The sequence below is a fragment of the Kitasatospora sp. NBC_00240 genome, from assembly GCF_026342405.1.
Classification (GTDB): Bacteria; Actinomycetota; Actinomycetes; order Streptomycetales; family Streptomycetaceae; genus Kitasatospora.
In genome coordinates this window covers 760,955-783,715 of the sequence record NZ_JAPEMU010000001.1, presented here as the reverse complement: position 1 = coordinate 783,715, position 22,761 = coordinate 760,955, and the positions used below count along the sequence as shown (strand labels likewise).

14 protein-coding genes and 3 pseudogenes are annotated in these 22,761 nt (G+C 70.2%); 9 read left to right on the top strand and 8 right to left on the bottom strand.

Translation table 11 applies throughout. From position 1 onward, the window contains the following. Nucleotides 1–93 precede the first annotated feature (93 nt). Nucleotides 94–701, top strand: a pseudogene (locus tag OG689_RS03325) (glycoside hydrolase family 32 protein); the annotation flags it as partial. Nucleotides 702–704: 3 nt separating this feature from the next. Here the strand turns inward: OG689_RS03325 and OG689_RS03320 are convergent. Continuing rightward, nucleotides 705–949, bottom strand: a pseudogene (locus OG689_RS03320) (DNA-3-methyladenine glycosylase 2 family protein); the annotation flags it as partial. A gap of 256 nt (nucleotides 950–1,205) precedes the next feature. On the opposite strand from OG689_RS03320, the pseudogene OG689_RS03315 reads away from it, so the two are divergent. Then, nucleotides 1,206–1,571, top strand: a pseudogene (locus OG689_RS03315) (PHP domain-containing protein); the annotation flags it as partial. 331 nt (nucleotides 1,572–1,902) lie between these two features. Here the strand turns inward: OG689_RS03315 and OG689_RS03310 are convergent. After that, nucleotides 1,903–2,133 carry a hypothetical protein gene (locus OG689_RS03310; protein ID WP_266317356.1) on the bottom strand — a complete coding sequence of 77 codons (231 nt, stop codon included), beginning with the start codon at nucleotides 2,131–2,133 and terminating at the stop codon, nucleotides 1,903–1,905. 1,091 nt (nucleotides 2,134–3,224) lie between these two features. Between OG689_RS03310 and OG689_RS03305 the strand changes: the two genes are divergently transcribed. The 3 genes from OG689_RS03305 to OG689_RS03295 all read left to right on the top strand — a co-directional run bounded on the left by OG689_RS03305 (nucleotide 3,225) and on the right by OG689_RS03295 (nucleotide 5,686). Then, nucleotides 3,225–3,506, top strand: a complete 282-nt coding sequence (locus tag OG689_RS03305; protein WP_266326830.1) for a MerR family transcriptional regulator — start codon at nucleotides 3,225–3,227, stop codon at nucleotides 3,504–3,506. Nucleotides 3,507–4,774: 1,268 nt separating this feature from the next. Beyond that, nucleotides 4,775–5,260 (top strand): Hsp20/alpha crystallin family protein, encoded by a 486-nt coding sequence (locus OG689_RS03300; RefSeq protein WP_266317354.1) that lies wholly within the window; start codon nucleotides 4,775–4,777, stop codon nucleotides 5,258–5,260. A gap of 213 nt (nucleotides 5,261–5,473) precedes the next feature. Further along, nucleotides 5,474–5,686 (top strand): hypothetical protein, encoded by a 213-nt coding sequence (locus OG689_RS03295; protein ID WP_266317349.1) that lies wholly within the window; start codon nucleotides 5,474–5,476, stop codon nucleotides 5,684–5,686. A 59-nt stretch (nucleotides 5,687–5,745) separates the two neighbouring features. Here OG689_RS03295 and OG689_RS03290 read toward each other — a convergent pair whose 3' ends face one another. After that, nucleotides 5,746–7,569, bottom strand: a complete 1,824-nt coding sequence (locus tag OG689_RS03290) for a right-handed parallel beta-helix repeat-containing protein (protein ID WP_266317345.1) — start codon at nucleotides 7,567–7,569, stop codon at nucleotides 5,746–5,748. A 33-nt stretch (nucleotides 7,570–7,602) separates the two neighbouring features. Here OG689_RS03290 and OG689_RS03285 point away from each other — a divergent pair, with 33 nt between their 5' ends. After that, nucleotides 7,603–9,111 (top strand): ISL3 family transposase, encoded by a 1,509-nt coding sequence (locus OG689_RS03285; protein WP_266326828.1) that lies wholly within the window; start codon nucleotides 7,603–7,605, stop codon nucleotides 9,109–9,111. 270 nt (nucleotides 9,112–9,381) lie between these two features. On the opposite strand, the gene OG689_RS03280 is transcribed toward OG689_RS03285, so the two are convergent. The 4 genes from OG689_RS03280 to OG689_RS03265 form a co-directional block, all read right to left on the bottom strand. Continuing rightward, complete coding sequence (locus tag OG689_RS03280; RefSeq protein WP_266317340.1) at nucleotides 9,382–11,844, bottom strand: RICIN domain-containing protein; 2,463 nt, start codon at nucleotides 11,842–11,844, stop codon at nucleotides 9,382–9,384. 498 nt (nucleotides 11,845–12,342) lie between these two features. After that, on the bottom strand, nucleotides 12,343–14,829 hold the full coding sequence (locus tag OG689_RS03275; RefSeq protein ID WP_266317337.1) for an RICIN domain-containing protein: 2,487 nt from the start codon (nucleotides 14,827–14,829) through the stop codon (nucleotides 12,343–12,345). 196 nt (nucleotides 14,830–15,025) lie between these two features. After that, nucleotides 15,026–16,321 carry an extracellular solute-binding protein gene (locus OG689_RS03270; protein WP_266317336.1) on the bottom strand — a complete coding sequence of 432 codons (1,296 nt, stop codon included), beginning with the start codon at nucleotides 16,319–16,321 and terminating at the stop codon, nucleotides 15,026–15,028. 909 nt (nucleotides 16,322–17,230) lie between these two features. Continuing rightward, nucleotides 17,231–18,598: an ROK family transcriptional regulator gene (locus tag OG689_RS03265; protein ID WP_266317335.1), complete on the bottom strand. Its 1,368-nt coding sequence runs from the start codon at nucleotides 18,596–18,598 to the stop codon at nucleotides 17,231–17,233. A gap of 360 nt (nucleotides 18,599–18,958) precedes the next feature. Here OG689_RS03265 and OG689_RS03260 point away from each other — a divergent pair, with 360 nt between their 5' ends. The 3 genes from OG689_RS03260 to OG689_RS03250 are packed head-to-tail and all read left to right on the top strand — an operon-like array spanning nucleotide 18,959 to nucleotide 22,130. After that, a complete protein-coding gene (locus OG689_RS03260) occupies nucleotides 18,959–20,266 on the top strand; it encodes an extracellular solute-binding protein (RefSeq protein ID WP_266317334.1) in 1,308 nt (435 codons plus the stop codon). Between the two features lie 2 nt (nucleotides 20,267–20,268). Continuing rightward, nucleotides 20,269–21,264 (top strand): carbohydrate ABC transporter permease, encoded by a 996-nt coding sequence (locus tag OG689_RS03255; RefSeq protein WP_266317331.1) that lies wholly within the window; start codon nucleotides 20,269–20,271, stop codon nucleotides 21,262–21,264. Then, entirely contained in the window at nucleotides 21,261–22,130 is an 870-nt protein-coding gene (locus tag OG689_RS03250) for a carbohydrate ABC transporter permease (protein ID WP_266317324.1), read from the top strand. Before OG689_RS03255 ends, OG689_RS03250 begins: the two co-directional genes overlap by 4 nt. Before the next feature lie 52 nt (nucleotides 22,131–22,182). On the opposite strand, the gene OG689_RS03245 is transcribed toward OG689_RS03250, so the two are convergent. After that, the gene (locus OG689_RS03245) at nucleotides 22,183–22,749 is read right to left on the bottom strand and encodes a GNAT family N-acetyltransferase (RefSeq protein ID WP_266317321.1); all 567 of its coding nucleotides are present in this window, start codon (nucleotides 22,747–22,749) and stop codon (nucleotides 22,183–22,185) included. Nucleotides 22,750–22,761 lie beyond the last annotated feature (12 nt).

Genomic DNA, 22,761 nt, shown 5'->3' with positions numbered 1-22,761 from the left:
CCGCCGTCCTGCTGCCGTGCCTCGGCGCAGCCATGCCCCGATGAGCCGCGACCGCGCTCACCCCCCACCCAAAGCTCTGCGAAGGAGCTCTCCATGCCTGTGTCCCGACGTACCCGCGGTTCCTCGCTGGCCATCCTGGCCACCGCCGTCTGTGTCTCGGCCTGACCGCAGGATCCCCCGCGGTGGCGGACACCGCGCCCCTCCAGGAGCAGTACCGCCCCCAGGTGCACTACACCCCGGCGCAGAACTGGATGAACGACCCCAACGGGCTCGTGTACTACAAGGGCGAGTACCACCTCTTCTATCAGTACAACCCCGACGGCAACTCCTGGGGCAACATGTCCTGGGGCCACGCCGTCAGCACCGACCTCGTGCACTGGAAGGAAATGCCGCTGGCCATCCCGCACGACAGCAACGAGATGGTCTTCTCCGGCAGCGCCGTGATCGACGTCGACAACACCACCGGCTTCGGCACCCGCAAGGACCCCGCCATGGTCGCCGTCTACACCAGCTCCTACCCCGACGGGAAGCAGGCCCAGTCGCTGGCCTACAGCACCGACCGTGGCCGCACCTGGACCAAGTACACCGGCAACCCGGTGCTCGACATCGGCTCCCACGCCTTCCGCGACCCCAAGGGCCAGTGGTACGCGCCGACCCGCAGCTGGCTCATGACCGTGTCGCTGGCCGACGAGCACAAGGTCGAGCTCCAGGAGCCAGTCGGCGCCCGGGCCCCAGGCCGTCGCCTGGACGGTCGCCTCCCCGGGGATGGCGGTGATGCGCAGGATGCCGATTCCGGCGGGGGTGCGCGAGGCACGCCAGAACGCGCCGTCGGGCCCGATCCTGGTCGCCGGGTCGCCGGGTCCCCGGCGCCGCGGCGCAGCGTGCCGAGGACAGCGGCCAGGTCGAGCGGGTAGCCCGAGCGCCAGGTGCGGATCGCCCCGTCGTCCATCTGCTCACCGCCTGCTGGGTCCCGCCGGGCGTCGTTCTCGGCGGCCGGTATCCGGGCACCCTACGCCACCGTCCTGCCCGCCACGGACCCCCCTTCTCCGGGCTCTGTGGCGGGCGGTTGTGCGTCCGTGCAGGTGAAGCGTGGGCGTGTCGCACCAGTAACGTTCGATTCTCTGTTCGAATAGCTCCAGGGTGGATGGAGAAGTGGGGGCGCCGGAGGAGACGCAGGGGGTCGTGGAGCGAGGAGGCGACCGCCGTTGTTCACGCATCTGCACGTCGCCTCGGGCTATTCGGTGCGCTACGGAGGCTCCGTGCCGGACGAGTCGGCCGCCCGGGCGGCCGAGCTGGACCTGCCGGCGGTGGCCCTGACCGACCGCGACACGGTCGCCGGGGCCGTGCGCTTCGCACGGGCCTGTGCCAGGGCGGGGGTGCGGCCGGTGTTCGGCGCGAACCTCGCCGTCCCCCTGCTGGAGCCGCCCGCCACCGCGACGGCCACCCGCCGCAGGACCCCGGCGCGCGGGGGAGCGTTCGTCGACGAGTCCGCCCTCAAGGTCACCCTGCTGTCCCGCGACGGCGTCGGCTGGGCGAACCTGTGCGCGCTGATCACCGCCGCCTGGGCCGCCCGCGCCGAGGCCGGCGGCGGCCAGCCGGTCCTGTGTCCCCGCTGCTTCGCGACGGGTGAGCGGCTGACCGGCGGCCTCGCCCGGAGCGCCCGGTGCTGCTGCCTCTCCGCCCCAATTCCCTGGTCCCGAGCCGCGGCTGCCTTCACGTTCGCCTGCTCGCGGGTGCGGAGGGACCGAGGCGGGCGCGGGCCGCGGACTGGCGGGTCCGAACTGGTCTCGAAGCGGCCTGCACCGCCCGCCGCCGGCCGCCACCCGGGCGCGCGTCGCGCCGTGGCTGCGGGCGGGCGGAGACGTGTCTGACGTGTGCTCCCCCGCCGGGGTCGCGGCGCGGCTATCGGGTCGACGGTGGCCGGCCGAGCTGATGCGGGGGGTTGAGGGCGTGGCGCAGGGCGGGCAGGTCGGTGAGAGTGGCTTGTTCGGCGAAGCGGGCGAGGAGCCGGCGCAGGACGTGTTCGTCGCGGTCGTGGACGGCTTCGGTGAGGGCGGCCAGCAGTGACGCCCGGGTGTGCGGGGGATGCGGGGCGGGCGCGCACGCTGCTGGTGCCGGCTGTTGTCCTTCCACCTGTCGGTCCTCCCGTTCGTCAGTGTTGCCGTGCCGGCCCGTCGCTGTTCGGGCCGAAGACTACCTTCCCCTCGAACAGCGAAAAATCTGTGCTGGCCGAAGTAGACATCGCTCGGTGTCGTGGTTAGTGTTTCTCCCGTAGGAAGCAGTCGAGCGGTACCCGCCAGACATGAACTGGCGGGCAGCAGGGCAGAAGTTCGCAGGTCGGCGCGGTTGTGGGGTTCTGAAGCCAGGGTTGGTGCAGTTCGGCGACGGGACCGGCGGCCGGGTCGGGTGGCCCGCAGGTATCAGGGGCCGCCACCCAGCGGTGCCGCGGCAGGACGCAGTTCGCGGGTGAGCAGTACGCAGGACACACGCCGGGCAGGTGGGCGTGAAAGAGGTGCGGCGGCAGGGTTTCGGAGCCAGAGCGGTTGCAGGACGGCGACGGGACCGGCGGCCGGACCCGGTGGCCCGCAGTGATCAGGGGCCGCCACCCAGCGGTACCGCAGTTCGGCAGGTGCAGTACCGGCAGTCGCAGTACGCGGTATCCCGGTGAAGGCGCCCGGGCTGCGGGCGCGCGTGCCGGGAGGTCCGGGCAGTGGGGTTCCGAGCCAGGGAAAGTGCAGGACGGGCGACGGGGCTGGCTGCCGGACACGGTGACCCTTCGAGGCCGCCGCAGTAGTACCCGTGTTGAGAAGAACCAGCAGTACCAGGAAGTTGGCAGTACCAGTCAGTACGCACGCAGAGGATGAACGGAGGGAACAGAGCGCCATCAGGATCGCCCGGCCCGTGAGGCAGGTTCGTCCGGGCGGACACCGCAGACCCCCCAGCTACGAAGGACGGTGGTTTCCGGTCACGCATACGCGATCCCCGCACGCCCCCTCCCCCGGGGCAGTGCGGAACTGAAAAACGCCGGCTCGAGGCCGGCAGATGGTGATGTATCCCTTCGGGGCCCCGGAGCCGCCACGGCGCCGGGGCCCCTCCACGCGTCCCCGGCCCCACACAGAAGAGGTGCAGTGACCACGGCAACCATCCGGCCCCACACCCCCAGCCCCGGCTCCAACACCCCGGGCCCCAGCTCCTTCGACGACGACGACTACCCCGCCTACACGATGGGCCGCGCCGCCGAGATGACCGGCACCACCGCCGCCTTCCTGCGCGCCCTCGGCGACCAGGGCCTCATCACCCCCCTGCGCTCGGAGGGGGGCCACCGCCGCTTCTCCCGCTACCAACTGCGGATCGCGATGCGCGCCCGCGACCTCGTCGACCAGGGCACCCCCGTCGAGGCCGCCTGCCGCATCGTCATCCTCGAAGACCAACTCGAAGAAGCCCTGCGCATCAACGAACAACTACGCCACGACGCCGGCGACCCCAAGCCGACCGCCGACACCTGACCCGCCCGCAGAAGACCGCCCGCCCGGCCCGGAGCAGGCCGGGCGGACCACCGCCGAGCCGCGGCAGGAACGCGCTCACACCCGCGGCCGCCACGGCACCTTCCCCATCGGCTTGCATCTGCGCGAGCCCGTGCGCGTTGCGGCCGGTGCCTCGGGGTGGTGTCGAGCCGCGGCCGGGGCGACCTGAACGTCTACGTCGCCGGGGCGAGGCCCTGCGCCGAGCAGTGCCCCGTCCCCGAGCAGCCTGACGTCCGCGGCAGGTGGGAGCCCAAGTAACGCGAGCGCCTCGCCGAGCTTCGCGTGGCCCCGACGTGCCGTCCGGGCGGTGTGCCACTACTCGACGGTGGTGCGTGCGCTCGTGCGGGGGACGACCGACACGGTGTTGTTCTGCGCGAACGGGCGGCTCTGGAGCCGGTGGACGCGAAGTGGTTGTCGGCCCGGCCGGGGCCGAGGTGTTGTCAGCCTCAGGAGCGGGTTGCTGCTACCGGCGTCGGCGCCGCGTATGAGAAGCGGTGCGCTAGCGCTGCGACTGGGCGATCGTCCGTAGGCCACCTAGTGTCATGGTCCGGCGGCGCTTCGACGAGGGCCGGGGACGGCATCCGATATGCGTGTGCCGTTCGCCTCCTAGGGGGCCGGGCAGTGGCCGGTGGCGCAGGCGTGACGAGAGGAGAAGCATCGTGGTGAGGGTGGTCGGTGGGGACATGGTGGCGGCAAGTGATCCCGGGTGCGCGACGTGCCGAGGAACGGGGCGCTCGTCGGCCGGCGCACCGTGCGGGCCGTGCGGCGTGCGGCTGCCGGTGAGGCTGATCAGGTGGCTTGACGTCGGCGGCGATGCGTGGCGGCAAGTGCGTCCGGCCCGTCGCTGACGACAACGGCATGCCGTTTCCAGCACTGGTAGGCCCGCGCGGTGATGGTGAGGTGTGCCGCGGGTTCTCCGGCACTCACTGTTCGACGGTCTTCCTTCTTCTCGTTCCGCTGCTTGCGCTCCTGTTCGGCGCCGGCGCCGGCGTCGCACAGTGCCAGGGCCCTGTGGTGGGTCGCCGTCCTCGCGCCCGTGGTCCGGTTGGTGGGCTCCCTGGCCCTCACCGCGGGCCGGCCGTCCTCGCGCGTCCTTGGAACACTCGAAGTTGAGCCGATGCTTGTCAAGTAAGCTGTGTTGACGCTATAACTTTCTTGTCGATGAGACCGACAGAATAACTGGTGGGGCGGTGGCTGTCCTGCCGTTGTCGGGCACTTGTTCCGCTGCGATTGTGAGGAGCTGAATCACCGTGCTGATGCGTACCGACCCCTTCCGCGACCTCGACCGTCTCGCGCAGCAGCTGCTCGGTACCCCGGCGAAGCCGGCCGGCATGCCGCTGACCGCCTTCCGCGACGGCCAGAGCCTCGTCCTGCGTCTGGACCTGCCGGGCATCGACCCGGCTTCCATCGACCTGGACATCGAGCGCAACGTGCTGACCGTCCGTGCCCAGCGCCAGGGCGCGCTGCCGGAGGGAGCGCAGGTGCTGGCCGACGAGCGCACCCTGGGGACGTTCACCCGGCAGGTGCTCCTGGGCGACGCCTTGGACACCGACCGCATCGAGGCCGACTACGACCAGGGCGTGCTCACCGTGCGGATCCCGGTGACGGAGAAGGCCAAGCCCCGCAAGATCCGGATCACCGGCCGCACGCAGCCCGAAACCCCTGCCGCCGCGCGACCCCCGCGGGAGCCCGGGCCGCTCGGCACCGACTCCCGGCGCGAGGCGATCAACGCCTGAAAGGTAACCGAGTTCGCCCGCGCGGCCCCGACACACCAAGGCCGCGCGGGCCACCGGGCCGCCCGCGGCAACCTGATATCCACGGCTTGGAGGAGTTGAGATGACGACCGGCACCTTCCCACCGCGCCGGGTACCACGGACTCATCTCGGTCCGGCGCTCGCCGTCGGCGCGGCATGCCGAGGCAAGAATTCCGAGGACAGGCCGGGAGCGCCATGACTCTCAACGGCCACGAAAAGGCCGACTGGAACATCAAGCGGCTGGCCGGCCTCTCGGTGCACCGGCTGCGCCGCGCCTTGGCGGCCGGCGGTGAGGTCGAGCTACCCCCTGGCGATGAGCGGGCCACCCTGGTCGCCGAGTTCGGTGACGGCCTTTCGGGTGGTGGCCTTGCCCTGCTGGGCCCCGGAGGTCCGCCATGCGTTCGGTGACGTTCGTGCGGCCGCCTGGAGGGTGTTGTGCCACAGCCCGTGGTCCGCGGCCGCTGTGCTCAGCGGCGGGTGCGGCCGTGACTGCCGGCCGGCCGGCGACGGCGGAAGACCACGAGGACGGCGATGCCTCCGGCGAGGGTGGCGGCTGCTCCGATGACAGGGGCCGGGGTGAAGCCGGTCTGGGCCAAGCCCTCCGCGTTGGGCGTGGGTGAGGAGGAGATGCCTGGTACGGCTCCGGCGTCGCGGTTGGTGCCCGCAGGGGTCGTGGTGGTGGAGGCGGCAGGCCTTGGGGCGGGCCCGGAGGCCGATCCGGAAGGCGTTTCGGCGGTGGTGCCGGCGGTGCTCGCGTACGCGCCGCGGTCGTACGCCTGCCCTGGCGTGCGCGTGGCTCCGGTGATGTCGCGCGGGACGGCCGCGAACGGGGTGCCGGTGCCCAGTGCGGGTGATCCCGGGCGCAGCCGGAAGTCGGCGGCGGCCGGATCCGTCGTGGGGTTCAGGAACTTGGGGTCGGCCACCAGGTCGTGCGGCCCGGTCGTCTGTGGGGCGGTTCCGTCGAAGTAGAGGTTGTAGTCGTAGGTCACGTCCTGGTTCTGGGAGTTGCTGTTGACCGGCAGGCCGGGGCGGGCCGCGGCGATGTTGTTGAGGATGCGCACGTCACGGCTGTGGGCCCCGAAGACGTTGGCGTACTTCAGGTGCGGGGAGGCGGAGTTCTGGTAAGCCGTGTTGTTGACGATGTCGACGTGCTGGGACTTGAAGGCGTGGATGCCGGATCCGCCGTTGTCGAACACGACGTTGTCGGCCACCAGGGTGCGTCCCCGGTAGTCGTCCCCGGTCCCGGCCGGTTTTTCCTTGTTCGTGTCGATGATGATGCCGTTGCCGTCCGAATAGCAGTCGCACTGGCTCCATTTCACCTTGGTCTGATTCCCGTACACGGTGTTGCCGGTGATGCGGATCTTGTAGGTCTGTGGATCTCCGGGGCTCGCGTCCAGCGCGCGCAGGACGGAGATGCCGCTGGTGGCGTAGTGGGTGTACCAGGAGTTGTCGTGCACCCGGTTGTCGCGGATGGTCACGCCGTCCGCGTCGATCGCGCTGATGCCGCCGCCGGGGAAGCCGTGGAAGTCGTTCCCGGCGATCTCGACGTCGTGCGGTATCGGCCCGTCCTGCTTGTCCCGGCGGACGGTCAGGCAGTTGGTGTTGTAGCGGGCGTCGTCGGACAGGGCGTGGTGCTCGGCCGCGTCCAGGGTCAGCCGGGGTGCGTTGCCGGCGATCTCCAGCCCGGTGACCTTGATGTACGAGGCACCGAGGACGTTGATGCCGTCCCAGCTGGTGACCGGGTGCAGCACCGGCTTGCTGCCGGGGTACGCCTGGTAGGTGATCGGCTGCGCGGCCGTTCCGGACCGGGTGATGAGCAGCAGGCTGCGGCCCTCGGCCGCTTCGTTGTACGTGCCGCCCATGATCGACACGGTGTCACCCGGGAGGGTGCGGTCGGCGGCCTTCTGCAGTGTCCTCAGCGGGGAGCCGGGCGAGGTGCCCGCGTTGTCGTCCGATCCCGAGGGGCTCACGTAGTACGTGGTGGTGGAGCTGAACCTGGTGAGGGCGGTGAGGGTGGTGGGGTCGTTGTCGGCCCCCGTGTGGTGGGGCGTGTAGGTGATTCCGGTGCCGGTGTAGATCGCGACCTGCTCCTCGTCGGTGGACATGAGGACCACGCCGATCCGGTGCCCCTTGGGGACGGTGTAGTTCGCCGGCTCGGCCTTCCACGTCACCGTGGTGGGCTGCCGGTCAAGGACGATGGCCTGCTGCCTGTCGCCCATCCAGGGGTCTGTCCCATAATCGGCTCTGTCCCGTAATCGGTGGTAACCAACGGTGACGACTGTCGTTGGCATGGTGTGCGTGATGTCAACGAGCTTGTGCGTGTGGTGTTTTCTGGGCTCTCTGCGCTGGTCGTCGAGGGTGTGACGGACGAGGGCGAGGTCATTCGGGTGTCGGCGCGGACCCGGGACGATCCGGTGCCGTGTCCCGCGTGCGGGACGCCGACAGGGCGGGTGCACGGTTTCCACGGGCGGAGGGTCTCGGACGTGCCGGTGGACGGACGGCGGGTCGTCGTCTCGGTGAGGTTGCGGCGCTTGGTCTGCCCGGTGCTCGGCTGCCGGCGGCAGACGTTCCGTGAGCAGGTTCCCGGCGTCGTGGAGCGCTACCAGCGGCGGACTGGTCGCCTGGCTGATCAACTCGCTTCCGTGGTGAAGGAGTTAGCGGGCCGGGCGGGCGCCCGCCTCTCCCGTGTACTGGCCTGCGCGGTCTCCCGCTCGACCGCCCTGCGCATGCTCATGTGCCGGGCGGTGCCGCTGCTGCGCGTCCCGCGTGTGCTCGGTATCGACGACTTCGCCCTCAAGCGCCGGTCCCGCTACGCGACCGTGATCATCGACGCCGAGACCGGCGAGCGGATCGACGTCCTGCCCGACCGCACCACCCGGACCCTGGTGGCGTGGCTGCGTGCGCATCCCGGAGCCGAGTACGTCTGCCGCGACGGCTCCGCCTCCTACGGCGAGGCGATCCGCCAGGCCCTGCCCGACGCGGTGCAGGTCAGCGACAGGTGGCACCTCTGGTCCAACCTGTGCGGCAAGGTCCTGGCCGAGGTCCGCTCCCACGCCGTCTGCTGGGCCAGCACCGTGAACCCCGCACGTCCCGGGGGCGTCCGCGAGCAGACCACCCGCGAGCGTTGGCAGCAGGTCCACACCCTGCTCGGCCAGGGCGTCGGCCTGCTCGAATGCGCCCGCCGCCTCGACGTCGCCCTGAACACCGTCAAACGGTACGCCCGCATGAAGGAGCCCACCGCAGAGCGCCGCGCACCCCGCTACAAGCCCACCCTCGTCGACCCCTACCGCGACCACCTGCGTCGGCGCCGAAGCGAGGACCCCGCGGTGCCCGTCACCCACCTCCTGCGCGAGATCAAGGAGCTGGGCTACACCGGCAGCGCGAACCTCCTGGTCCGCTACCTCACCCAGGGCCGCGCCGAGGGCGACAGGCCGGTCACCACCCCGCAGCGTTTCGCCCGCCTCCTGCTCACCCGCCCGGAGAACCTGCGCGACAAGGACGCCGTACTGCTGCGGGAACTCACCGAAGCCTGCCCGGAGATGAACGAACTCGCCCGTCTGACCGGAGAGTTCGCAAAGCTGCTGACCCCGGCCGAAGGCAATGACGCCAAGCTCACCGACTGGATCACCATCGTGCGCGCCACCGACCTGCCCCACCTGCACAGCTTCTGCAACGGCCTCGAACTCGACCGGGCCGCCGTCGACGCCGGCCTCACCCTCCCGTACCACAACGGCCGCACCGAGGGCGTCAACACCCGAACCAAGCGGATCATGAGGCAGATGCACGGCCGGGCCGGGTTCCCCCTCCTCCGCCACCGCATCCTCCTCCAGTGACCACTACACAGCGCTACCACCGATTACGGGACAGAGCCCCATAATCGGTGGGAGCGTGTCCGGAAGATCGTGCAACTTCGTTGACGCGTCACCTACGGGCGCGTCGACGGGAAGACTCATGGGCAGCGGCCGTTCTCTCGTGCTTCGTGACCCGACATCTCGAAGCGTGGAGAACGGCCGCCCCTGCCGACCCGGAAAGAGCCGTAGATCAGCAGGTCAAGTAACCAACGATGTTGGACAACGAGCTTGGGTTCGCCTCGCGGTGGACGGTCAGCTGATGGTCCAGTGCTGGAGGGCGGAGCCGGTGTCGGGCTGTTGGGTGGCCAGGGCGCCGTTCGTGGTGGAGGCGGTGGTCAGGAGCAGGCCGCTGTTCTGCGAGGTGACGGTGTATCCGCCGCCGGGGATCGCATTGACCAGCCATCGCTGGTTCGCGCCGTTGGTGCAGGCCCACTGGATTATCTGGGCTCCGGGGGAGGTGGAGCCGCCGCTGACGTCCATGCAGAGGTTGGACTCGCCGTTGGCGATGCGGTAGCTGCCGTCGGTCTGCCTGGTGAAGATCCAGTTCTGGTTGGCTCCGCCGCTGGGGGACCAGGTGATGAGCTGGGTGCCCTGGGCGGTGGAGTGGTTGGGGTCGTCGAGGGCCTTGCCCGAGGCGATCAGGGTGTGGCTGCCGCTGAGGCCGCCCGGTCCGACGGTCCAGGTGAAGGGGGTCGAGTTGCTGGCGGTGCCCGAGGAGGCGGTGACCGTGACGGTGGTGGTGCCGGTGGTGGTGGGTGTGCCCGAGATCAGGCCGGAGGAGCTGATCGACAGGCCGGCCGGCAGGCCTGTCGCCGAGTAGGTCAGCGTTTTGCCGTTCGAGTCGTTGCCGCTGATCTGCAGCGAGACCGCCGTGTTGACGTTCGTGGACTGGTTGCCGGGATTGGTGACGGAGACGATCTCGGGTGCCGGTCCGGTCGCGGTCAGGCTCAGGGTCTGCTCATTTGCGGTCCGGCTTCCGCCCACCGGGTTGCCCGTGGTGTTGGTCCAGGTGCGGGTGGGGGTGGTCTCGCTCAGGCGGCCGGTGGTCGCGGACATGGCCAGGTCCAGGCCGCTGTATCGGTTGACCAGGTGGTAGGTGCCGGCGGAGGGGAGGACGAACCACTGCTGGCCGGTGGTGGGGCCGCCGGTGCCGGCCGTGGTGGCGGTGGGCTGGGCGCCCCAGGCGCGGCCGGCGGTGGCGGTGGAGTCGACGCCGAGCAGCTGCCCGGTGGAGGCGTTGATGATCCTGTACGAGCCGTCTCTGTTGGTGGCGAAGATCCAGGACTCCAGGGCCGAGCCGGTCGCGGCGGGCAGGGAGGTGGTGGCGGAGCTGCCGGAGGCCTGGGCGAGGATCCGTCCACCGCCGTTGGCGATCCGGTAGGTCTTGGTCACGTCGATCGGTGTGGCCGGGGCGGCGGAGGAGCCGAGGGTGACGTTCACGTACTCGGCGAGGTTGCCGCCGGCGCAGTTGCCCGAGCAGTACGACCTGAAGGACTTCCCGACGATCGTCGAACTGGTCCGGTTGACGCCGTCGACGAACCACCGGTACCAGGACGACGTGTGGTAGCTGCCGGTGTCGCCGGCCAGGTACCACTTCTGGGTGGAGAGGTCGTCGGTGACGTAGAACTGCTGCGGGGCGTTGCCGCTCTGGTCGACCGCCTGCGGCTCGCCGATGTACAGGCCCAGGTACGCGTTGTAGGTGATGTCCATGACGAACAGGGGCGAGGTGGGAGGCATCTTGCCGGCCGCGATCTGCTGGGCGGAGGTGCCGGTGTTGGCGGGGTTGTACTCGCCGGCCGGCGGGGTGTAGCCCGTGGTGCTGGAGGCGTTGACGGGCACGACGTTGCTCTCCAGGCCGCCCACGCCGGGCTGGGTCCAGGCGCCGTTGTACCACTTCTGCCAGGAGCTGGGCGCCATCTTGCCGGAGATCGGGGCGCGGGCCACGTGCTCGTAGAAGGTCGTCCAGCTGCCGCCCTTCTCGACGATCCGGGAGCCGTAGTGCACGTAGAAGTACCCGGAGGCGGTGTCGACGAACAGGCGCGGATCGCCGTCGCCGTAGGAATAGGTCTGGTTCGGGAACGCGGTGGTGTCGCCCCGGGTGGTGCTGTACGGGGAGGTGATCGCGTGGTCCTTGATGGTCCACGTCTTGCCCTGGTCGGTGGAGACCGCGTAGTCGATGCCGTCGTAGTGGATGCCATCGCCGAACGGCTGGTTGGTGAACTCGTTGTGTACCAGGCCGTACCAGTCCCCGGTGTCCGGGTCGACCCACAGGCCGACCAGGTCGCAGTAGCTCTTCTCGCTGGACACTGTCGGAGGTACCGGCGCGATCGTGGCCTGGAGGCCGGTGGGGCTGTTGTTGCACCGCCAGGTGGTGTCGTTGTTCTTGTCGTTGGGGTTGGCGGGGTTCACCGCATCACTGATCGTGCTGGATCTGCCGGCGTTGTCGAAGTTCGCGCCCGTGTAGAAGGTCCACGGACGGCCTGAGCCCGCCGGGTAGAAGGAGTGGGATTCCTGGAAGTAGAACGTGCCGTCCTTGTCGATGTAGGCGCCGGCCGGGGAGTCGTCGAAGTACGAGTGCGAAACCGGTGCGCCGACGGTGACGGTGTAGGTGGCGGTGGGCGGGGTCGCCGATGCGGGGGACACCGCGCCGACGGCCAGTCCGAGGAGGGCCGCGGTCAGGGCGGCGGCCGTGGTTCTGCGGGACGGAGAGAACACAGGGGCTCCATGGATGGGCATGTGGGTTGGGAAGCCGCCGCGCGGGGGTGCCGGTGCTGACGGTGTGGGCCGTCGTGCGGGCGGTCCGCTGCGGGGCGGCTGGCGGTGGGTCGGGTCGGGGGCGCTTCTGCAGGGACGGGAGGCCCCCTGCTGCGGGGTGTGGCCGTGCCGGGTCGGGTCCTGGACGGTGTGTCAGTCGGCGGTGATGTCAATTCCGTTGCCTCGCATCGCGTCGATGGTGCGGTCGCGCGCGGCCTGGAGCGCTGTTCGTAAAGGACGACGACCGGTTCCCGCTGGTGCTCCACCGGCAGGCCGGCGGCGAGCTGATGATGCCGGTCACCCTCGTGACCGCTTGTCCGGCTCGTGTCCAGGGCGCGCTGGACCGGGAGGCCGGAATCTGCGCCCGGCCAGGTCCCGGAAGGGAAGGGGGCCCTGCGGTGGGTGTCCGCAGGGCCCCGTCGGTCGGGTGGGGTCAGGTCCGCCCTTGCGGGTGGAGGGTCAGTTGATGGTCCAGTGCTGGAGGGTGGAGCCGGTGTCGGTCTGCTGGGTGACCAGGGCGCCGTCGGAGGTCGAGGCGGTGGTGAGCAGCAGCCCGCTGCTCTTGGAGGTGACGGTGTAGCCGCCGGTGATCGGGGTGATCACCCAGTGCTGGTTGTTGCCGCCGTTGCAGGGCCACTGGATGATCTGGGCGCCGGCGGAGGTGGAGTTGCCGCTGACGTCCATGCAGAGGTTGGAGAGGCCGTTGACGAGCTGGTAGCTGCCGTCCGGCTGCTGGGTGAGGACCCAGTTCTGGTTGGTGCCGCCGTTGGTGCTCCAGGTGATGAGCTGGGTGTTCTGGCTCAGGGAGTGGTTGGGGTCGTCGAGTGCCCTGCCTCCGGTTGTCAGCGTGTGGGTGCCGCTGAGCACCGAGTTGACGGTCCAGGTGAAGGAGGTCGTGCCGGTGGCGGTGCCGGAGGAGGCGGTGACCGTGACCGTCGAGGACCCGGCGGTGGTCGGGGTGCCGGTGATCAGGCCGGCGGAGCTGATCGACAGGCCGGCGGGCAGGCCGGTCGCGGAGAGGGTGAGGGGCCTGCCGGCGGAGTCGTTGGAGCTGAGCTGCAGCGACACGGCCGTGTTGACGTTGCCGGACCGGTTGCCGGGGTTGGTGACCGTGACGACTTCGGGGGCCGGGCCGGTCTGGGTGAGGGTGAGGGTCTGCTCGCTCGCGGTGCGGGTCCCGCCGACCGTGTTGCCGGTGGTGTTGGTCCAGCTGCGGGTGGGGGTGGTCTCGGTGAGCCGGGTGGAGTCGGAGGAGAGGCCGATCACCAGGCCGCTGTGGCGGTTGACCAGCTTGAAGGTCCCGGTGGCTGCTCCGGAGGTGGTGGTGCCGGGGATGACCCACCACTGCTGTCCGACGCTGGGACCGCTCGGTGCGGCGGCGGTGACGGTCGGCTGGGTGCCCCAGCCGCGGCCGGTGGTGGTGGTGTTGACGCCGAGCAGCTGGCTGGTGGAGGAGTTGGTGATCCGGTAGGAGCCGTCGCCGTTGGCGCTGAAGATCCAGGACTCCAGGGCGGAGCCGGTGGCCGTGGCCAGCGAGGTGGTCGCGGAGCCGCCGGAGACCTGGGCGAGGAGCCGGCTGTTGCCGTTGGCGATCCGGTAGGTCTTGGTCGGGTCGACCGGCGCCGCGGCGGGGGAGGAGGGGTTGATGGTGAGGTCGACGTACTCGCCGCCGGAGGTCTTGCCGTCGGCCTTCTTCGAGCACTCGAAGGAGCAGTAGGAGCGGAAGGACTTGCCGACGATCGTGTTGTTCGTCTTGTTCGCGCTGTCGAGGAACCAGCGGTACCAGGATGCGGTGTGGTAGCTGCCGGTGTCGCCGATCGGGTACCACTTCTGGGTGGAGAGGTCGTCGGTCGCGTAGAGGTACTGCGGCGACGTGCCGTCCTGGGTCACGGCTTGCGGTTCACCGATGTACAGCCCCAGGTAGGCGTTGTACGTGATGTCCATGACGAACAGCGGCGACGTCGCGGGCATCGTGCCGGCCGCGATCTGCTGGGCCGCGGTGCCGGTGTTCCTCGGGTCGTACTCGCCGGACACCGGGGTGTAGCCGGTGGTGCTGCCGGAGCCGACCGGGACCATGTTGCTCTCCTGGCCGCCCACGCCGGGCTGGGTCCAGGCGCCGTTGTACCACTTCTGCCAGGAGCCGGGCGCCATCTTCGAGGAGATCGGGGCGCGGGCCACGTGCTCGTGGAAGGCTACCCAGCCGCCGCCCTTGTTGAGGATCCGCGAGCCGTAGTAGACGTAGAAGTAGCCCGAGGCGGTGTCCACGTACAGGCGCTGGTCGCCGTCGCCGTAGTCGAAGGTGTCCTGGGGGAACGCGGTGTTGTCGTCCCGGGTGGTGCTGTACGGGGAGGTGATCACGTGGCTCTTGATGTCCCAGGTCTTGCCCTGGTCCTTGGACACCGTGTAGTCGATCGCGTCGTAGTGCAGGCCGTCGCCGAAGGGCTGCGGGGTGAACTCGTTGTGCACCAGGCCGTACCAGTCGCCGGTGTCCGGGTCGACCCACACCCCGGCGAGGTCGCAGTAGTTCTTCTGGGCGTATCTGGAGCCGGCGGGCGCGTAGCTGGCCTCAAGGCCGGTGGGGCTGTTGTTGCACCGCCAGGTAGTGTCGTTGTTCTTGTCGTTCGGGTTGGCCGGGTTGACGAAGTCGCTGATCGCGCTGGACCGGGTGGCGGTGTCGAAATCGGTCCCGGTGAAGAAGCTCCAGTAGCGCGGCCCGGTAGCCTCGTACTGGGCGTTGGACTGCTGGAAGTAGAAGGTGCCGTCCTTGTCGACGTACGGGGCGGACGGGGTGTCGTTCGGGTAGGCGTACGGGACGGGGGACCCGACGCCGACCGTGTAGGTGCCGGTGGGCGGGGCCGCCGAGGCGGGGGACACCGCGCCGACGGCCAGTCCGAGGAGGGCCGCGGTCAGGGCGGCGGCCGTGGTTCTGCGGGACGGAGAGAACACAGGGGCTCCATGGGTGGGCATGTGGGGGAGGGAAGCCGCCGCGCAAGGGGGTGCCGGTGCTGACGGTGTGGGCCGTCGTGCGGGCGGTTCGCCGTGGGGCGGGCTGGAGGTGGGTCGTGTCGGGGGCGTTTCCGCGGGGACGGGAGGCGCCCTGCTGCGGGGTGTGGCCGTGCCGGGTCCGCCCCCGGACGGTGTGTCAGTCGGCGGTGACGTCAATTCCCTTGCCTCGCATCGCGTCGATGGTGCGCTCGCGCGCGGCCTGGAGCGCTGTTCGTAGTGGCGTCCGGTCGGTTGCGGCCTTGGTCAGTTCGGCGCTCAGGGCGGCGGACGTCTCGTTCATCACCGGACCCCAGGTCCAGTTGGTGCTTCCCTGCGCTTTGCGGAAGACGTCGAAGATCACCTGGTTGCCGAAGTACGGGTCCGGTCGGTTGAGTGCGGGCAGGGTGTCCGCGGTGACCGCCGCGGGGTAGATGCCGGCCTTGTCCACCAGGATCTCCAGGGATCTGCGGTCACTGCCGAGCCAGTTGGCGAACTCCAGGGCGGGTCCTGCGGCGTTGCAGCCCTTGATGATCGCGGTGGCCGAGCCGCCGTCGAACCCGGACGCGTCGTCTGCGTCCCAGCGGGGCATGGGTGCCACCGCCCACTGGCCCGCGGCGCTCGCCGCGTTCTGGGTGAGCAGGCCGGAGAACCAGACGGGTGCCGGTAGGGCCGCGACCGTTCCGTTCCGCAGGTCGGCGAACAGTTCGTCGCTGTAGGCCTTCTCGGTCTTGGCCAGGTCCTTGTCGAGGAGGTCCTGCCAGAAGGCGGTGACCTTCGTGCTGTTCGGGCTGGTGGTGTTCACCTTCCAGGTGGAGCCCTTGACGTCGAACCAGCTGCCGCCGGCCTGGGCGGTGAGGGCGGCGAACCACCAGGGGTCGTCGGGTGTGAACGCGGTCAGGTGGTGCCCCGGCGCGGCCTGTCGCAGCCTGGCGGCGTCTGCCGCGAACTCCTGCCAGGTGGCCTCCGGTTTCAGGCCGTACCGGGCGTACACGTCCCTTCGGTAGTAGAGGGCCATCGGGCCGAGGTCGAGAGGGAACCCGTAGACCTCACCCGCGACGGAACTCTGCTTCCAGGCGGTCTCGCTGTAGTTGACGCGCTCAGCGAGGACTTTCTGGCCGATCGGCAGGAGGGCGCCTTCGGCGGCGAAGCTCGGCAGGGATTCATAACCCATCTGGACGAGGCACGGGGCCGTGCCGTCCTTGACGGCCGTCAGGACTGCGGCGTAGCCGCCCCGGCTTCCCGGTGCGATCTTCTGGAACTCGACGTGCACACCGGGATGGGTGGCGTTGAACTGCGCCACGGCCTCCTGATAGCCGGGGGCCCAGCCCCAGAACGTGATGGTGGCAGGCTGTCCCCCTTGGGGGACGGTGGATCCGCAGGACGCCACGCAGGCGAAGGCGGAGAGCGCCGCGAGAGCGGCGAGCATCCGGCGGGGGGCGGATGGCGTACGCATCGATGGGTCCTTCGCGCGGGGTACCGTGAGGGTGTGGTGCCGGGGGCTCGGCATCGCGTGCCGGGCCCCCGGGCTGGGGCGGGGTGAGGATCACGGATCGGGTGCCAGGATGCTCGCAGTGCCGAACGGACGGTCGTTCGGGAGCGGCGGCGGCTGGGACCGAACCGGTTTGGAGCTCTCCGTGAACGGTTCACTGCCCCTTGGGGGTGGAGCCGTTGAGGCGCTGTGGGGCTGGTGCAGCCGGACGACGGGGGGTCGATCGCTGCAATGACATGCAGTATCCGCCCCGGCGACGCACAGATGTCAACAGAGTCGACCAAAAAGTTGCACAGAAATTCTGGGCTCAAAATGCGTGATCATGATCGAATCAATGCATGATCAAGCAGATTAATGCAAATGATCATGTGGAATGCCATGAGGGCCCTCCCGTGCAAGTGGGCCGGTGGGCCGCGAGGGCGCTCGGCTCCGGCGCCGCCCCCTGCCAGCCCCGCAGGACCGGCCTCGCCCCCACCATGCGCCACTACCGGCCAACTCTCCCCAGCCCCACGCCCGGATCGCCCACCACCCCGCCGCAGACATCGCCCAAGCCCGAGCGCACTGGAGGCCACCCCGCACCCCCGGGGCCAGCGCCGCGGCCGCTCTCCGTCGGACCGTGGCACTGGACGGCCGGGCGGCTTGGTGGGCGGGTGCGTCCCGGCTGTCCGCGGCGGGCGCCGAGCGGCAGTCGCTGTTCGGACGATCGCGCCGGGGCGCGGGGCGGACGGGGCGGGGCCCGCCGCCGTCACGCCGACCGCAGCCGCCGCTGCGGAGCTCCGGAGGCCCACCCCGAAGCCGTGGCCGGAGCGGCCGGTGTGGGCCGACGGAGAGGGGAGGATCAGCGGTCGGCCGGGGGATGTGGGCACCGACTCCCTACGCGCCGGCGCCCGTACGGGGGAGGGGACGTGCCGGTCGGAGGTCAGCGGGTCCGGGCGCCTTTGTCCCGGGCTCCGGCCTGAGGGGGATGTCGGAAGGGTCTTGGAAGATGCCTTCGAGTGCGAGCTGGGCGCCGCCCCGGGCGGCGTTGGAGAGGCCGAGGGTGGAGGCGGTCACGAGGACCCGCCCGGGGGCGGGTGTGATCCTGCGGTTGTCGAGGACCCGCTGCGCCGCGTCCACCAGGTAGCGGCCGAAGACGGCGAAGTAGCCGCCGAGGACGATTCTGGGTGGGTTGAGTACGTCGACCAGGATGCCGAGTCCGAGGGCCAGGTCGTCGGCGAGGGCGGCGAGGGCGGCGAGTGTGCGGGGCTCGCGGGCGTCGGCTCGGCCGAGCAGGTCGTCTAGTCGGTCGGCGAGGTCGACGGAGAGGTCGTGCACCTGGTCGGAGGGGTCCGCGGCGGCGTCGAGGAAGGCCTGCAGTCCGACGGCGACCTCCCAGCATCCGGTCCGCCCGCAGGCGCAGGGCCGGTCGAGGCGGTCGAGCCTCATGTGGCCGATCTCGGAGCCGCGGATCAGTTTGCCGCCGGAGATGCTGGCGCCGCCGACGCCGATTCCGCCGGTGACGTAGACGAGTTCGCGGACGTCGGCGCCGGGGGCGGCCAGGTATTCGGCGAGGGCGCCGGACTCGGCGTCGTTCTCGACGAGGACGGGCGGTGCGTGCCGTCCGAGCCGTGCGCGCAGTTCGTGGACCGCCCGTACGTCGCGCCAGCCGAAGTTGGTGGCCACGGCGACCGTGCCGGAGGCGGCGTCCACCGACCCCTGGGTGACGAGGGTGACCCCGATGGGGTGCATGCCGAGGTCGGTCACCGCGCTGAGGCAGTCGGCGACCAGGTCGGCGACCTCGCGCAGGGCGGCCTGCGGGGTGAGGGCGGGCACGTTGAGGGCGCGGCGGTCCTCGTGGACGACGGTGCCGCGCAGGTCGAGGGCGAGGACGGTGATGTGGTCGGGGCCGATCTCGGCGCCGACGCCGCAGATCCAGCGGCCGTCGAGGTCGACCATCCGGTGCGGGCGGCCGACGGCGCCGGCGCGGTCCAGCTCGCCCTCGCGGACCAGTCCGCGCTGGATCAGGTCCCCGACCAGGACCGAGACCGTCGCCTTGGGCAGGCCGGTCGCGGCCGCGAGATGGGTGCGCGACTGCGCACCGCTCTCGCGCAGGTGGCGCAGGACAACGCCAAGGTTGGTGCGGCGCAGCGAGGCCTTGTCGGCAGCTTCGGGGTAGCCCGCCATGATGCCGCCTGCTCCGAGGAAGGCCGTGCCGGTACTGCCGTGGCCCGTACCGGTGGTGTCGCGCTGCTCTTGCCTCACGTGGTCTCCTCGTTCCGCGCTCTGCCCACAGGTCGGTGTCGGCTCTAGACATGTTAGTTGATGCATTAATCGAAATAACCAGGGCGGCCGATCGTCGATCATCGGTGTCGGTTGGGTAACGGAAGCGTACCGAATGACGACTGGGGGCCGAGTGTGAGGCCAAAGTGCCTTTGGTGGAGGCGAGTTGCCCTCCCGGTGTTGGGTCGTCGTGTCTCGCGAACGGTTCGTGGAACCCCTTGACAGCGCCCATTCTTAATTAACACACTAGCGGAACTAACAACCCGCAGCATTCGGCGGGTCCCCACCACCGCGCCCGGGCCGAGCCCCGCCCCGCGGGTAGGCAGCAGAAGAGGACCTCCCATGAAGAACCGCGCCCTCAGAACCGTCACCCTCGCCGTGGCGATCGCCTCGCTGGCCGGCACCGCCGCTTGCGGCTCTGGTGGATCGGGCGGGTCCGCAGACAAGGCGTCCGGGCCGGTGACCATCGAGTTCTGGGGTTGGGCCCCGGGCTACGAGAAGTCGGTGGAGTTGTTCAACTCCACGCACCCGGGCATCCAGGTGACCTACAGCAAGATCTCGCCCGGTTCCAAGGGTGGTTACACGAAGATGCTGAGTGCGGTGAAGGCGGGCAACGCCCCGTGTGTGGGGTCGGTCGGGTTCGAGACCCTCCCCACCTTCGCCGCGGCCGGCGCCCTGCAGGACGCGACGGCCGCTGCCGCGCCGTTTGCGAAGGAGTACGGGGCGTCGGCGTTCGCGCAGTCCGGGGTGGCCGGGCACACCTACGGCCTGCCGGTGGACATCGCGCCGATGGGTCTGATCTACCGCAAGGACCTGTTCGCGAAGTTCGGGATCCACGAGGCGCCGAGGACGTGGGAGGAGTACGCGGCCGACGCCGCGACGATCCACGCGGCGGACCCGAACGCCTACATCGGCTATTTCGGCAACGACGCCTACAACTTCGCGGGTCTCGCGCAGCAGGCGGGCGCGAAGTGGTTCGCCACCGGCGGTGAGAAGTGGTCGGTGGAGGTGAACGATGCGGCGACGAGGAAGGTCGCCGCGTTCTGGCAGGGCCTGATCGACAAGAAGCTGGTGAAGGTGGTGCCGAGCTTCGACACCGCCCTCTACAAGGGCATGGGCGAGGGCACGATCCTCTCCGACGTCAACGCGGTGTGGGACACCCCGATCCTGGCCGACAGCGTCAAGCAGACCTCCGGCAACTGGGCGGTGGCGCCGATGCCGGTCTGGGACGCGGCCAAGCCCGCCTCCGGGAACGCCGGCGGCACCCCCAACGCGATCCTGAAGGGCTGCGCGCACGTGAAGGAGGCGGTGGAGTTCGCGCACTGGTTCGGCACGGACCAGGCCAGCGTCAGCAACCTGATCAAGGAGACCGGTATCTACCCGGCGGCGCTCTCCGGCCTGGACAACCCGGCGCTGGCCGAGCCCAACCCGTTCTACGGCGGCCAGAAGATCTTCGACGTGTTCAGGGCGAGCGCAGCCCAGGTCGATGCCGGTTTCCAGTGGGGGCCGGTGATGACCAAGACCTCCGGTGCGCTCGGTGACGGCCTGGGCAAGGCCGGCGCCGGCAGCACCACCCTGGAGGCGGCGCTGGCCGACACCCAGGCCCAGACGGTCGCGGAGATGAAGACCCAGGGCATGGGGATCGGCTGACCATGCACCCCGCACCCACCACCACCACGACGGCTCCGGCGCGGCCCACCGGGCCCGCCGGGGCCGCCCCGGAGCCGTCCGGCCCGGCGGCAGCCCCCGTCCCGCGGGGGCGGGGCGTCGACTGGCGTCGCTGGACCCCGCTGGGTTTCCTGCTCCCGTTCGGGGCCCTGTTCCTGATCACCTTCGTCGCGCCGATCTGCTACGCCGTCCACCAGAGCCTGTTCAGGCTGCACCGCTCCGGCCTGGGGCTCACGCCCCCGGCCACGGTCTTCACCGGATTCTCCAACTACACCGACGCGCTCGCCGATGACGCGTTCACGTCCTCGGTGGTGCGGGTGGTGCTGATCGGCGCCGTCCAGGTGCCGTTGATGCTGGGTCTGGCGCTGGTGCTGGCGCTGCTGCTGGATGCGCGTCGCACGCCCGGCAAGAGGTTCTTCCGCCTGGCGTTCTTCCTGCCGTACGCGATCCCGGGTGTGATCGGCGGGCTGATGTGGTCCTTCCTCTACCAGCCGGACGTCAGCCCGATCGCCGACGCGCTGGCCGGCGTCGGCCTGCACGTCGACTTCACCTCGGACGGCTTGCTGCCATGGTCGGTCGGCAACATCCTCACCTGGGGCTGGACCGGCTACAACATGATCGTCATCCACTCCGCGCTCAAGGCCATCCCGGGCGAGCTGACCGAGGCCGCCGCCCTGGACGGCTGCACCGGCTGGCGCCTGGCCTGGCACGTCAAGATCCCGCTGGTGCGGCCCGCCCTCCTGATGACCACGGTGTTCTCCATCATCGGTACCGCCCAGCTCTACAACGAACCGGTCGTCATGAAGGCCGTCGCCCCGAACCTCTCCAGCAACTGGACGCCGATCATGGCCGCCCAGAACGAGGTCGCGGCGAACAACTACCACGCGGCGGCGACCCGGTCGGTCCTCCTCGCACTGGTGATCTTCGTCCTCTCCTTCGGATTCATGCGGTTCGTCAACAAGCGCGGAGCGGCACTATGAGGACCACACGTCCCGGCGGCCCGGTGCGGGCCGCCAATCCGGCCGGCCGCATCGGGGTGCTCGCCGTCCTGGTGCTCGCCGCGGCCTATTCCCTGCTGCCGGTGTGGTGGCTGGTGGTCTCCGCGACCAAGGGCAGCAGCGACCTCTTCTCCAGCAACGGCTTCTGGTTCGCCGGCCGGATCGAGATCGTGCACAACATCTCCACCCTGCTCGGCGTCCAGGACGGCATCTACGGACGCTGGCTGCTCAACAGCCTCCTCTACGCGGTCGGCGGCGCCGCCGCGGCGACGCTGCTGTCCGCGATGGCCGGCTACGTGCTGGCGAAGTACACCTTCCGCGGCCGCGAGGCGGTCTTCAACACCGTGCTCGGCGCGATCCTCATCCCCGCCCCGCTGTTCGCGCTGCCGCTCTACCTGATGTTCTCCGCCACCCACCTGGTGAACACCTTCTGGGCGGTGTTCATCCCCAGCATCGTCAGCCCCTTCGGCGTCTACCTCTCCCGCATCTACGCCGCCGCCGCCGTCCCCGACGAACTGCTGGAGGCCGGACGCATCGACGGCGCCGGCGAGTTCAGGATCTTCCGCTCCATCGCCCTGCGGGTCCTCCAGCCCTCACTCGTCACCATCTTCCTGTTCCAGTTCGTGACGATCTGGACCAACTACCTGCTGCCCTCCCTGATGCTCGCCAGCGACCGCCTTCAGCCGGTCACCGTCGGCCTGGTCGCCTGGAAGGAACAACGCGGCCAGACCGTCCCCTACAACCTCATCATCACCGGCGCACTGCTCTCCGTCGTCCCCATCGTCGTGATGTTCCTCCTGCTGCAGCGCTACTGGAAGGCCGGACTCACCTCCGGCAGCGTCAAGTAGCCCACCGGCCGGGGTTCCTGGCCCACTCGTGGTGAATCCCGGCGGCTCCTGGTCAGCTGGTCAGGTCGCCGGGGCGGATGCGGTAGACCTGCAGGCTCAGTCCGTAGTACTTGGTGGTCTCGCCGACCCACTCCATGCCGAGCCGCCTCGTCATGGCGATGGCGCGGACGTTGTTCGGCCGGGCGACCGCGAAGAGTTCTTCGGCGTCCTGTGTGAAGGCCCAGGCGATGAGTGCGCGGCCGCCCTCGGTGGCATAGCCCTGCCCCCATGCCCCGGGGGCGACCTGCCAGCTCATCTCCAGGTCGTCCTCGTACGGTGGCAGCAGCCGGATGCCGAGGCCACCCACCACCGCGCCGTCGTCCCGGCGCTGCACGGCCCACCGGCCCCGAGGCGCCGGCAGATTCGGCTGCGCCTCCTGCCACGCCTGCAGCACCGAGCGCATCGCCGCCACGTCACCGACGCGTTCCATCGCCGGAGTGAGCCAACGCGCGACTTCGGGGGATCCGTAGATCGCCAGGGCGTCCTCGGCATCGTCGACGGACCAGTCCCGAATGACGAGCCGCTCGGTGACCAACGCGATGTCCATCGCCCGGACCTCCTCAGTCTTCCTGGTGCCCATGATGCTCCCGCC